Origin of the sequence: Streptomyces sp. NPDC021212 (genome assembly GCF_044332925.1) — a bacterium.
Lineage (GTDB): Bacteria > Actinomycetota > Actinomycetes > Streptomycetales > Streptomycetaceae > Streptomyces.
Map to the genome: position 1 here is coordinate 103,121 of NZ_JBIRPZ010000019.1, position 12,361 is coordinate 115,481.

The window sequence follows — 12,361 nt, forward strand, 5'->3', positions numbered from 1 at the left end:
GGTTCGGCGGCCGGGCCCTTGTTCCCTGCCTCAGTGCACGTCGGCCATGAGCGCCACGACCTTCTTGCGGTACATGAAGACCGCGACACCGGCGAGCGCCGCCGCGGTCGCCTCCAGCGCGATGACGCCCGGCCCGCTCAGGTCGACCCCGGCGATGGACAGCAGCCCCGTGACGCAGTCGCCGGCGGTGACGGCGAGGAACCACACGCCCATCAGCTGGCTGGCGTACTTCGCGGGCGCCATCTTGGTGGTCACCGAGAGGCCGACCGGTGAGACGCACAGCTCGCCGATGGTCTGGACCAGGTAGATCGACACCAGCCACAGGGGGCTGACCTTCGTCCCGTCCGAGGCCGCCTGCATCGGCAGCACGAAGACGAAGAACGACATGCCGATCATGACCAGGCCGAAGGCGAACTTCAGCGTGGTGTTCGGCTCCCGGTCGCGCCGGGCGAGCCACAGCCACAGCCAGGCGAAGACCGGGGCCAGCGCCATGATCAGCAGCGGGTTCACCGACTGGAACCACGAGGACGGGAACTCCAGCCCGAAGATCGTGTCCGCGGTCTTGGTCTCGGCGAAGGCGGACATCGTCGAGCCGCCCTGGTCGAAGATCATCCAGAACACGGCGGCGGCCGCGAAGAACCAGATGTAGCCGCTGACCTTGGTCTGCTCGACCGCGGTCAGCTCCGGGTCCCGCTTGATCCGCACCAGCACCGCGATCGGGATGATCAGGCCGAGCAGGGTGATCGGGACCAGCGCCCAGTTGAGCGTCCACTGTCCGCTGAGCACCACGCCGGTGTAGAAGACGGCGGCGACGGCCAGCCAGATCAGGCCCTTGCGCAGCCAGGACCGGCGCTCCTCGGCCGCCAGCGGCGTCGGCACCGTGCTGCTCTCGGGGCTCAGGTGGCGGGTGCCGATCAGGAACTGGACCAGGCCCAGCGCCATGCCGAGCGCCGCGAGCGCGAAGCCCAGGTGCCAGTTGTACGACTGACCGACGGTGCCGATCACCAACGGGGCGGCGAAGGCGCCGAGGTTGATGCCGATGTAGAAGATGGTGAAGCCGCCGTCGCGGCGCGGGTCCTGCGGTCCGTCGTAGAGCTGGCCGACCATCGTGGAGATGTTGGACTTGATCAGTCCGGAGCCGAACGCGACCAGGGCGAGGCCGAGGAAGAAGGTCGGCTGACCGGGGACGGCCAGTGCCAGATGCCCGGCCATCACGATCCCGGACGCCACCACGACCGTCTTGCGCGGTCCCCAGACCCGGTCGCCGACCCAGCCGCCCGGCATGGCCAGCAGATAGACCATGGCCAGGTAGACCGAGTAGATGGCCACCGCGTTGCCCTCGGTCATCCCGAGGCCGCCGCCCTGACCGCCGTCCTTGGCGTCCGGGCCGCCGGAGATCAGATAGACGACGAGGAGCGCTCTCATGCCGTAGAAGCTGAAGCGCTCCCACATTTCGATCATGAAGAGCGTGGCGAGGCCGCGCGGGTGGCCGAAGAAGGTCTTGCCACCGCTGGCGGGGTTCTCCCGCGCGGTCGCGTCCTTCGACATGCTGGACGCCATGTGGGGATTCCTTACAGGGCTCAGGGGTGCATTGCCGCGCGTCGACACGCGTAGAAGCGCCCGTGGGAGTGACTGAGCGCCGGGCCGCCGAACATCGCTGGTCGTTGCCGGCTCCGTCCGTTCCGCTGACTCCCGGGTGACTCCCGATGTCCGGACCCGGGCATGAGAGAGACCTTCGGCGCGTCGAACATCAAAGGTCCCGGAGGAGTGCTACAGACGTTGCTTCACCATACGACACGCACTTGACACTCTCGGGTGAGACATGGATCACGAAAGGGCGCGCAGCCGGTCGTGCTTCCGCCGTCGTGACCTGCGCGCCCCTTACGCGAACTCAAGCGGACTACCATCACCTCATGACCCGAGTTTTGCTCGCCGAGGATGACGCATCGATCTCGGAGCCCCTCGCCCGCGCCCTGCGCCGTGAGGGGTACGAGGTGGAGGTGCGGGAGGACGGACCCACCGCGCTCGACGCCGGTCTGCAAGGAGGCGTCGATCTGCTCGTCCTCGACCTCGGACTGCCCGGAATGGACGGGCTGGAGGTCTGTCGCCGGCTGCGCACCGAGGGCCACGGCTTCCCGGTGCTGGTGCTCACCGCCCGCGCCGACGAGGTGGACACCGTGGTCGGCCTGGACGCCGGCGCCGACGACTACGTCACCAAGCCCTTCCGCCTCGCCGAGCTGCTCGCCCGCGTCCGGGCCCTGCTGCGCCGCGGCGCCGTCGAGACCCAGGCCCAGGCGCCCGCCACCCACGGGGTGCGCATCGACGTCGAGTCGCACCGCGCGTGGATGGGCGAGGAGGAGCTGCAGCTGACCGCGAAGGAGTTCGACCTGCTGCGGGTCCTGGTCAGGGACGCCGGCCGGGTGGTCACCCGCGACCAGCTGATGCGCGAGGTGTGGGACACCACCTGGTGGTCCTCCACCAAGACGCTCGACATGCACATCTCCTGGCTGCGCAAGAAGCTCGGGGACGACGCCGCCAACCCCCGTTACATCGCCACCGTCCGGGGCGTCGGCTTCAGGTTCGAGAAAAGCTGACGATGGCTGACACGGTAGGGCCATGCGCCGTCGCTTGATCAACTCCACGCTCGCCGTGGTGCTCGTCGTCATCGCCGTCTTCGGCGTCTCGCTCGTCATCGTCGAGACCCGGACCATCGAGGACAGCGCCCAGGAGAGCGTCAGCTCGGACGCGGTGCGGCTCGTCAGCATCGTCGACAGCAGGCTGCTCGGTGGCGAGGGCGTCACCCACAAGGTGCTGCGCGAGCAGATCGAACCCGGGCGCTACGCCCTGATCACGATCCCGCACCACCCGGACGTCGAGATCGGCGAGCGCCCCGAAGGCAGCGTCATCTCCTCCCAGGAGCGCGGCGAGCAGGGCGAGACGGTACGGGTCGAGGCGTCCCGTACGACGGTGAGCCGCGAGATCGGCCGCACCATGCTGATCATCCTGGCGGTGGCGCTGCTCGCCGTCCTCGCCGCGGTCTTCCTCGCCGTACGGCAGGCACACCGGCTCTCCGCGCCGCTCACCGACCTCGCCGAGACCGCCGAGCGGCTGGGCTCCGGCGACCCACGGCCGCGCCACCGCCGCTACGGGGTGCCCGAACTGGACCGGGTCGCCGATGTCCTGGACGCGAGCGCCGAGCGCATCGCCCGGATGCTCACCGCCGAGCGGCGGCTCGCGGCCGACGCCTCGCACCAGCTGCGGACGCCGCTGACGGCGCTGTCCATGCGGCTGGAGGAGATCACGCTCACCGACGACCCGGAGATCGTCAAGGAGGAGGCGTCGATCGCGCTGGGCCAGGTCGAGCGGCTCACCGACGTCGTCCAGCGGCTGCTGACGAACTCGCGCGACCCGCGCAGCGGCTCCGCGGTCGCCTTCGACCTGGACGAGGTGGTCAAGCAGCAGATCGAGGAGTGGCGCCCGGCCTCCCGCAGTGAGGGGCGCGCGATCGTGCGCTCCGGCAAGAAGGGGCTGCGGGCGGTCGGCACCCCGGGCGCGGTCGCCCAGGTGCTCGCGACGCTCATCGAGAACTCGCTGATGCACGGCGACGGTACGGTCGCGCTGCGCACCCGCGTCACCGGCAACCAGGCGGTGGTGGAGGTCACGGACGAGGGCCCGGGCGTGCCGCCCGACCTCGGCGCGCGGGTCTTCGAACGGACCGTCAGCGGACGGAACTCCACCGGGCTCGGCCTCGCGGTCGCCCGCGACCTGGCGGAGGCGGACGGGGGCCGGCTGGAGCTTCTGCAGCCGCATCCGCCGGTGTTCGCGCTCTTCCTGAGCCGCGTGGCGGAGGACGTCCGCCCCTCCTGAGCTGCTTGCCGAGTTCTTCGCGGCGTTACTTGCGGACCGGCTGCTCGCCGGTGCGGCCCGACGGCGCCTCCGTGAGGAACGCCTCCGCGCTCTCCACCGCCTCCCGCGCGGGCAGCGCCCGGAACACCCAGGTCCGGTAGGACCAGAAGCGGAAGAGGGTGCCGATGCCGATGCCGAGGAACTTGAAGACGTTGCTCGCCAGCGAGCTGTCCCAGCCGAAGCCGTACGTCGCCGTGTAGAGCACCCCGTTCTCGATGATCAGGCCGATCGCGCTGAACAGCAGGAACAGGCTGAGCTCCTTGGTGCGCCCCTGCTTGTCCCGGTCGCGGTAGGTGAAGTACCGGTAGCCCACGTAGTTGAAGCAGGTCGCGACCACCGTCGCCACGATGCTCGCCCGCACCACCGGCAACTCGGTGACGCCGCGAACCACGTTGAAGACGGCGAGGTTGACGAAGACGCCGGCGCCACCGACCACCCCGAACTTCGCGATCTCCCGGGCGAGCCGCCCCACCTGGGTGCTCAGCCCGCCGAGCATGCGTCGTTCACTCATGGTGATCGTTCAGCCCCGTTTCGTCAGCATCGACAACATCTCCCCATGCTAACCAGCGCTGGGGACACGCGCCGGGAGGCCACGAACATGAGTCCGGTGTGAATATCCGGAGGACTCTCTGGAGGATCATCCAAGTGCAGGTCGGGGGCGGTCGTGGCGAGAAGTTACCCTTGGAGGGTGACATTTCCGGTAGTCGGCATGGTCGGCGGCGGCCAGCTCGCCCGCATGACCCACGAGGCGGGCATCCCCCTCGGCATCAGGTTCAAGCTGCTCAGTGACACTCCCCAGGACTCGGCGGCCCAAGTGGTCAGCGATGTCGTCATCGGCGACTACCGCGACCTGGAGACGCTTCGTGCGTTCGCACAAGGCTGTGATGTGGTCACGTTCGACCACGAACACGTCCCGGCCGAGCATCTGCGCGCGCTGGAGGCGGACGGCGTCGTCATCCGTCCGGGTATCGAGGCCCTGCTGCACGCGCAGGACAAGGGCGTGATGCGCGAGCGGCTGCGCGCGGCCGGGGTGCCGTGCCCACGCCACCGCATCGTGACGGACCCGGAGGACGTCGCGCGGTTCGCCCAGGAGGGTGACGGCTTCCCGGTCGTCCTCAAGACGGTGCGCGGCGGCTACGACGGCAAGGGCGTGTGGGTCGTCCGCGCCGCGGAGGACGCCGCCGAACCGTTCCGGGCCGGGGTCCCCGTCCTCGCCGAGGAAATGGTCGACTTCGCCCGCGAGCTGGCCGCCAACGTCGTGCGCTCCCCGCACGGCCAGGCCGTCGCCTACCCCGTCGTGGAGTCGATACAGGTGGACGGCGTCTGTGACACCGTCATCGCCCCCGCCCCCGGTCTCTCCGAGGCGCTCTCCGCCCAGGCCCAGGAGCTGGCGCTGAAGATCGCGGCGGAGCTGGGTGTCGTCGGCCACCTCGCGGTCGAGCTGTTCGAGACCCGGGACGGCCGCATCCTCGTCAACGAACTGGCGATGCGCCCGCACAACTCCGGCCACTGGACCCAGGACGGCGCCGTCACCTCCCAGTTCGCCAACCATGTGCGTGCGGTGCTCGACCTGCCGCTCGGCGACCCGCGGACCCGGGAGACCTGGACCGTCATGACCAACGTCCTCGGCGGCGAATACCCCGACATGTACGCGGCGTACCTGCACTGCATGGCCCGTGATCCCGCGCTGAAGATCCACATGTACGGCAAGGGCGTGAAGCCCGGCCGCAAGGTCGGCCACGTCAACACCTACGGCGACGACCTGGCCGACGTCCGCGAGCGCGGCCGCCACGCCGCCGACTACCTCCGAGGGACCATCACCGAATGAGCGCTCCTGTGCCCGCGATCGGCATCGTCATGGGCTCCGACTCCGACTGGCCGGTCATGGAAGAAGCGGCCAAGGCCCTCGACGAGTTCGAGATCCCGTACGAGGTGGACGTCGTCTCCGCCCACCGGATGCCGCGCGAGATGGTCGCGTACGGCGAGAACGCCGCCCCCCGCGGCCTGAAGGCCATCATCGCGGGCGCCGGCGGCGCCGCCCACCTCCCGGGCATGCTCGCCTCGGTGACCCCGCTGCCGGTGATCGGCGTGCCGGTCCCGCTGAAGTACTTGGACGGCATGGACTCGCTCCTCTCCATCGTCCAGATGCCCGCGGGCGTCCCCGTCGCCACGGTCTCCATCGGCGGCGCCCGCAACGCGGGGCTCCTGGCCGCCCGCATCCTCGCCGCCCATGACGCGGAGCTGCAGGGGCGGATGCGGGAGTTCCAGGACGAGCTGAACGAACAGGCCACCGAAAAGGGCAAGCGCCTCCGCGCCAAGGTGGACGGCGCCCCGTCCTTCGGCTTCGCCCACGGCCGCTGAGCGCTCCCCTTCCCGAACCGGGGCAGGCCCCGGGCCCCCGCCCGGATCCGCGGTCCGGGGCCCGCGGCCGGCTTCTGTCCCCACCCCGCCCCTTCCCGCATATCCGGTGCTGCGGGAAGGGGCGGAGTGGGGGACAGGCCCGCCGCCAGGCGCATCGCACGCGTGACTTCGACGGGCGCCCCGGGCGAAAATGCCCGGATGACCGATCACCTCGCGCACGCCCGTGAACTGCTGGCCACCCACCCCGTCGTGGACGGCCACAACGACCTCCCCTGGGCCCTGCGCGAGCAGGTCCGCTACGACCTCGACCGCCTCGACATCGCCGAAGACCAGAGCGAGCGCACCCACACCGACATCCCCCGCCTCCGCAAGGGCGGTGTCGGCGCCCAGTTCTGGTCGGTGTTCGTACGCACCGACCTCAGCGGCGACACCGCCGTCAGCGCGACCCTCGAACAGATCGACGTCGTACGCCGTCTGACCGAGCGCTACCCCGAAGACCTCCGGCTGTCGTTCACGGCCGACGACATGGAGGCGGCCCGCGCCGAGGGCCGGATCGCGTCGCTCATGGGCGCCGAGGGCGGCCACAGCATCAACTGCTCGCTGGCCACCCTCCGCGCCCTGTACGACCTCGGGGTGCGCTACATGACGCTCACCCACAACGACAACACCCCCTGGGCGGACTCGGCGACGGACGAGCCGAGGGCGCACGGCCTCACCCGCTTCGGCGAGGAGGTCGTCCGCGAGATGAACCGGCTCGGCATGCTGGTCGACCTGTCCCACGTATCGGCCGACACGATGCGCGACGCGCTCCGGGTGAGCGAGGCGCCCGTCGTCTTCTCGCACTCCTCCGCCCGCGCCGTCTGCGACCATCCGCGCAACGTCCCGGACGACGTCCTTGCCGCGCTGCCCGCCAACGGCGGCGTGGCGATGGCCACGTTCGTGCCGAAGTTCGTGCTGCCGGAGGCGGTCGCCTGGACGAAGGCGGCGGACGAGAACATGCGCGCACACGGGCTGCATCCGCTGGAGCTGACGGAGGCCGCGAAGAAGGTGCAGCGCGCCTTCGAGAAGGCCCGCCCGCGGCCGATGGCAACCGCGGCCACCGTCGCCGACCACCTCGACCATATGCGCGAGGTGGCGGGCGTCGACCACATCGGCATCGGCGGCGACTTCGACGGCACCGCCTTCACCCCGTCCGGCCTGGACGACGTCGCGGGCTATCCGAACCTCATCGCGGAACTCCTGGGCCGCCACTGGTCGGAGACCGAACTCGCCAAGCTGACCTGGCAGAACGCCGTCCGGGTGCTGCGCGACGCCGAGGCCGCGGCGCGCGGGCTGCGCGCGGTCCGGGGGCCGTCCATCGCGACCATCGACGACCTGGACGGCACCCCCGGCGCCTGACCCCGGCCTGATCCTGGCTGTACCGCCAACCGCCCCTTTACCGGGGCTTGGTGGATTTGCGATGTGTTGATGCATCGTTCACGTAATTCGTCTCTTCCCCGTCGCCGGCATGGCGAGAGAGTCGACAGCGGTCTGACGATCTCTCATGCATAGATTCGGGAAAGAGGCGTTATGCCCGACTTCACCCGCCGTAGGCTCCTCGGTGCCGCCGCCGGCTCGCTCGGCGCGGGCGCGGCCATGACGCTCCTGCCGCCGAGCGTGCAGCAGGCGATAGCCGCCGGGCCGGCCAAGGGCGGCTCGCTCGACGACATCGAGCACGTCGTCCTGCTGATGCAGGAAAACCGCTCGTTCGACCACTACTTCGGCACCCTCAAAGGAGTGCGCGGGTTCGCCGACCCGGACGCCCTGACGCTCTCCACCGGCAAGTCGGTCTTCCACCAGCCGGACGAGGAGAACCCGGACGGCTACCTCCTCCCGTTCCACCTGGACACCCACTCCACGAGCGCCCAGGCGATCCCCTCCACCAGCCACGCCTGGTCGGTGCAGCACGAGGCGTGGAACAAGGGCGCCATGGACAAGTGGCTCCCGGCCCACCGCAAGGCCGACGGCGAGAACGGGCCGTACGTCATGGGCTACCACACCCGTGAGGACATCCCGTTCCAGTTCGCCCTGGCCGAGGCGTTCACCGTCTGCGACAACTACTTCTGCTCGGTCTTCGGCCCCACCTGGCCCAACCGGCTGTACTGGATGACGGGCACCATCGACCCGGCCGGGGTGAAGGGTGGCCCGGTCCTGGAGAACAAGGCGCCCACGCCGTACCGCTGGACGACGTACGCCGAGCGCCTCCAGAGGGCGGGCGTCAGCTGGAAGGTGTACCAGGAGGAGGACAACTACGGCTGCAACCTCCTGGAGGAGTTCCAGCAGTTCCAGGACGCCAGGCCGGGCGACCCCCTGTACGACCGCGGCATGGTGCACAGCCCCGCCGGGACGTTCGAGGAGGACGCCCGTGACGACCGGCTGCCGACCGTCTCCTGGATCATCCCGACCGCCGAGGTCTCCGAGCACCCGGACTACCTCCCGGCGGCCGGCGCCGACTACGTGGCCTCCAAGATCGAGGCCATCGCGTCCAACCCGGACGTATGGCGCAAGACCGTCTTCATCCTCAACTACGACGAGAACGACGGCCTGTTCGACCACGTGCCGCCGCCCACCCCCAAGGCCGGGACCGTGGACGAGTACGTGGGCGGCCTGCCGATCGGCGGCGGCTTCCGGGTACCGTGCCTCATCGTCTCGCCGTGGACGGTGGGCGGCTGGGCCGCGGGCGAGGCGTTCGACCACACCTCGGTGCTCCAGTTCCTGGAGCGGCTGACGGGCGTCAAGGAGCCCAACATCAGCGAGTGGCGCCGCCGTACGTTCGGCGACCTCACCTCGGCCTTCGGCTTCGGCGACGCCGCACCGGAGCCGCCGGAGCTGCCGGACGACACCGCCGAGCAGCTGGAGAAGGCCAAGGAGGAGGTCGAAACCCTCCCCAAGCCCACGCTCCCGGGCGCCGACCAGACTCCGCCGGAGCAGGAGAAGGGCAGCCGCCCCCGCCGCTGAACGCGCCCGCTCCGCTCCCACCGGCGCCCTGCGGTGGGAGCGGACGGTTTCCGGGCGTCAGGGCGGATCAGGCAGAAGGGGTGCCCCGCCGGGTCGGCGAAGACCCGGAAATCCCGCTTTCCGCCCCCGTCGTCGAGGTCCAGCGGCCGCGCCCCCAGCGCCAGCACCTGCTCCTGCGCCTCTGCCATGTCGGTCACATCGAGATCGAGGTGCAGCTGCTGCGACTCCTTCGCCGACGGCCGGCTCGGCGGGACGAAGCCGGGCGCCTCGGCCATGGCTCCTCCTCGGGTCCCGGACCCGGGTTGACCGAACCGGGACCCGTCGAACAGCGGAGCCGCACAGCGGAGCTATGCCATCGGGCGGCCGAGCGCGCGGTAGGTCCAGCCGGCGTCGCGCCAGTAGTCGGGGTCGAGGGCGTTGCGACCGTCGAGGATGCGGCGCTCGGCGACCATCTCGCCCAGGCCCACCGGGTCCAGCTCGCGGAACTCGCGCCACTCGGTCAGGTGCAGCACCGCATGGGCGCCCCGGGCCGCCTCCAGGGCGCTGGGGGCGTAGGCGAGCGTCGGGAAGAGGGCGCGGGCGTTGTCCATGCCCTTGGGGTCGAACACGGTCACCTGGGCGCCCTGGAGCTGTATCTGCCCGGCCACGTTGAGCGCGGGGGAGTCCCGTACGTCGTCGGAGTCCGGCTTGAACGTGGCGCCCAGCACCGCCACCCGCTTGCCGAGGAAGCTCCCGCCGACCGCCTCGCGGGCCAGCTCGACCATGTGGCCGCGGCGCCGCATGTTGATCGAGTCGATCTCGCGGAGGAAGGTCAGGGCCTGGTCCGCGCCGAGTTCACCGGCGCGGGCCATGAAGGCGCGGAGGTCCTTGGGCAGACAGCCGCCGCCGAAGCCGATCCCGGCCCGCAGGAACTTGGCGCCGATGCGATCGTCGTAGCCGATGGCCTCGGCGAGCTTGACCACGTCGCCGCCCGCCGCCTCGCACACCTCGGCCATGGCGTTGATGAACGAGATCTTCGTGGCGAGGAAGGAGTTCGCCGAGCTCTTCACCAGCTCGGCGGTCGGGAAGTCCGTCACCACGAACGGCGACCCCTCCGCGATCGGCGTCGCGTACACCTCCCGCAGCACCTTCTCGGAGCGGTCGCTGGTGACCCCGATCACGATCCGGTCCGGGTGCAGCGTGTCCTCGACGGCGAAGCCCTCGCGCAGGAACTCCGGGTTCCACGCCAACTCGGCGTCCGCTCCGGCCGGGGCCAGCTCGGCGAGCCGCGCCGCGAGCCGGTCCGCGCTGCCGACCGGGACGGTGGACTTGCCGACGACCAGCGCCGGGCGGTGCAGATGGGCGGCGAGCGATTCCACGGCGTTGTCGACGTAACGCATGTCACACGCGTACTCGCCGTGCTTCTGCGGGGTGTTCACACAGATGAAGTGGACGTCGCCGAACTGCCCGGCCTCCTCGTAGGAGCTGGTGAACCGCAGCCGCCCGGTCGCGCCCGGGGCGCCCGCCACATGCCGTTTCAGCAGATCTTCCAGCCCCGGTTCGTACATGGGCACCCGGCCCTCGGAGAGCATCGCGATCTTCTCGGGCACGATGTCGAGCCCCAGCACCTCGAAGCCCAGCTCGGCCATGGCAGCGGCGTGGGTCGCGCCCAGGTAGCCGGTGCCGATCACGGTGATCTTGAGGGCCATGTGGTGCTCCAGAAGCGTCGGTCTCAGATGCGCTGCCTGAGCATAGTCGGCACCTCCGGCAGGGCTCAGCCGTCTCCTGTCGGGTAACTCACGTATACGAGGAGGGGCGGCGGCCCTAGAATTCAGTTACTTAACGGTAGTTAGCATCATAGGGGAGTGAGAAGACCTTGGCGTCCTCGGGAAACGCAGACTTCGACCTGTACCGGCCGTCCGAGGAGCACGACATGCTCCGTGACTCGGTCCGCTCACTCGCCGAGGCGAAAATAGCCCCCTTCGCCGCCGAGGTCGACGAGGAGGCCCGCTTCCCGCAGGAAGCCCTGGACTCCCTGGTCGCCAGTGATCTGCACGCGGTGCACGTCCCCGAGTCGTACGGCGGCGCCGGCGCCGACGCGCTCGCGACCGTGATCGTCATCGAGGAGGTCGCCCGGGTGTGCGCCTCCTCCTCCCTGATCCCCGCGGTCAACAAGCTGGGCTCGCTGCCGGTCATCCTGTCCGGCTCCGAGGAGCTGAAGAAGAAGTACCTGGGCCCGCTCGCCAAGGGCGACGCGATGTTCTCGTACTGTCTCTCCGAGCCGGACGCGGGCTCCGACGCGGCCGGCATGAAGACCAAGGCGGTGCGCGACGGCGACTCTTTCGTCCTCAACGGCGTCAAGCGCTGGATCACCAACGCCGGGGTCTCCGACTACTACACGGTGATGGCCGTCACCGATCCTTCGGCGCGGTCCAAGGGCATCTCCGCGTTCGTCGTGGAGAAGTCCGACGAGGGCGTCTCCTTCGGCGCCCCGGAGAAGAAGCTCGGCATCAAGGGCTCGCCGACGCGCGAGGTCTACCTCGACAACGTCCGCATCCCCGCCGACCGCATGATCGGCGCCGAGGGCACCGGCTTCGCCACCGCCATGAAGACCCTCGACCACACCCGCATCACCATCGCCGCCCAGGCCCTCGGCATCGCGCAGGGCGCCCTCGACTACGCCAAGGGCTACGTCCAGGAGCGCAAGCAGTTCGGCAAGCCCATCGCCGACTTCCAGGGCGTCCAGTTCATGCTCGCCGACATGGCCATGAAGCTGGAGGCCGCGCGCCAGCTGACCTACTCGGCCGCCGCCAAGTCCGAGCGCGTCGACGCCGACCTGACCTTCTTCGGCGCCGCCGCCAAGTGCTACGCCTCCGACGCCGCGATGGAGATCACCACGGACGCCGTCCAGCTCCTCGGCGGCTACGGCTACACCCGCGACTACCCGGTCGAGCGCATGATGCGCGACGCGAAAATTACGCAGATCTACGAAGGAACGAACCAGGTCCAGCGCATCGTCATGGCGCGCAACCTGCCGTAGGGCTCGGGATTCAAGGGGGCGGGGGCATCGCGCGCGATGCCCCCGCCCCCTTGCTGATGTACGCGGTTCGGCGTCCCG

10 protein-coding genes and 1 pseudogene are annotated in these 12,361 nt (G+C 70.1%); 7 read left to right on the forward strand and 4 right to left on the reverse strand.

Annotated features, from left to right (window positions below; all coding sequences use genetic code 11):
• Positions 1-30 precede the first annotated feature (30 nt).
• Complete coding sequence (locus ACH4SI_RS37145; protein WP_398303821.1) at positions 31-1,560, reverse strand: peptide MFS transporter; 1,530 nt, start codon at positions 1,558-1,560, stop codon at positions 31-33.
• A 353-nt stretch (positions 1,561-1,913) separates the two neighbouring features.
• Between ACH4SI_RS37145 and ACH4SI_RS37150 the strand changes: the two genes are divergently transcribed.
• The gene (locus ACH4SI_RS37150) at positions 1,914-2,594 is read left to right on the forward strand and encodes a response regulator transcription factor (RefSeq protein ID WP_055557617.1); all 681 of its coding nucleotides are present in this window, start codon (positions 1,914-1,916) and stop codon (positions 2,592-2,594) included.
• A gap of 22 nt (positions 2,595-2,616) precedes the next feature.
• Positions 2,617-3,867, forward strand: coding sequence for an ATP-binding protein (locus ACH4SI_RS37155; RefSeq protein WP_398303824.1), 1,251 nt, complete (start codon positions 2,617-2,619; stop codon positions 3,865-3,867).
• A gap of 25 nt (positions 3,868-3,892) precedes the next feature.
• Here the strand turns inward: ACH4SI_RS37155 and ACH4SI_RS37160 are convergent, their stop codons facing one another.
• Positions 3,893-4,417 carry a GtrA family protein gene (locus tag ACH4SI_RS37160; protein WP_398303826.1) on the reverse strand — a complete coding sequence of 175 codons (525 nt, stop codon included), beginning with the start codon at positions 4,415-4,417 and terminating at the stop codon, positions 3,893-3,895.
• A gap of 177 nt (positions 4,418-4,594) precedes the next feature.
• On the opposite strand from ACH4SI_RS37160, the gene ACH4SI_RS37165 reads away from it, so the two are divergent.
• The 4 genes from ACH4SI_RS37165 to ACH4SI_RS37180 all read left to right on the forward strand — a co-directional run bounded on the left by ACH4SI_RS37165 (position 4,595) and on the right by ACH4SI_RS37180 (position 9,264).
• The gene (locus ACH4SI_RS37165) at positions 4,595-5,734 is read left to right on the forward strand and encodes a 5-(carboxyamino)imidazole ribonucleotide synthase (protein ID WP_398303828.1); all 1,140 of its coding nucleotides are present in this window, start codon (positions 4,595-4,597) and stop codon (positions 5,732-5,734) included.
• Entirely contained in the window at positions 5,731-6,267 is a 537-nt protein-coding gene (purE, locus tag ACH4SI_RS37170; protein WP_398303830.1) for a 5-(carboxyamino)imidazole ribonucleotide mutase, read from the forward strand. Before ACH4SI_RS37165 ends, purE begins: the two co-directional genes overlap by 4 nt.
• A gap of 198 nt (positions 6,268-6,465) precedes the next feature.
• The gene (locus ACH4SI_RS37175; RefSeq protein WP_398303832.1) at positions 6,466-7,665 is read left to right on the forward strand and encodes a dipeptidase; all 1,200 of its coding nucleotides are present in this window, start codon (positions 6,466-6,468) and stop codon (positions 7,663-7,665) included.
• Between the two features lie 171 nt (positions 7,666-7,836).
• Positions 7,837-9,264 (forward strand): alkaline phosphatase family protein, encoded by a 1,428-nt coding sequence (locus ACH4SI_RS37180; protein WP_398303835.1) that lies wholly within the window; start codon positions 7,837-7,839, stop codon positions 9,262-9,264.
• Between the two features lie 62 nt (positions 9,265-9,326).
• On the opposite strand, the pseudogene ACH4SI_RS37185 reads toward ACH4SI_RS37180, so the two are convergent.
• Together ACH4SI_RS37185 and ACH4SI_RS37190 are read right to left on the reverse strand one after the other, a co-directional pair.
• A pseudogene (locus ACH4SI_RS37185) lies at positions 9,327-9,542 on the reverse strand (VOC family protein); the annotation flags it as partial.
• Positions 9,543-9,611: 69 nt separating this feature from the next.
• Positions 9,612-10,952: a UDP-glucose dehydrogenase family protein gene (locus ACH4SI_RS37190; RefSeq protein ID WP_398303837.1), complete on the reverse strand. Its 1,341-nt coding sequence runs from the start codon at positions 10,950-10,952 to the stop codon at positions 9,612-9,614.
• A gap of 167 nt (positions 10,953-11,119) precedes the next feature.
• On the opposite strand from ACH4SI_RS37190, the gene ACH4SI_RS37195 reads away from it, so the two are divergent.
• Positions 11,120-12,283 (forward strand): acyl-CoA dehydrogenase, encoded by a 1,164-nt coding sequence (locus tag ACH4SI_RS37195; RefSeq protein ID WP_398303839.1) that lies wholly within the window; start codon positions 11,120-11,122, stop codon positions 12,281-12,283.
• Positions 12,284-12,361: the final 78 nt, after the last annotated feature.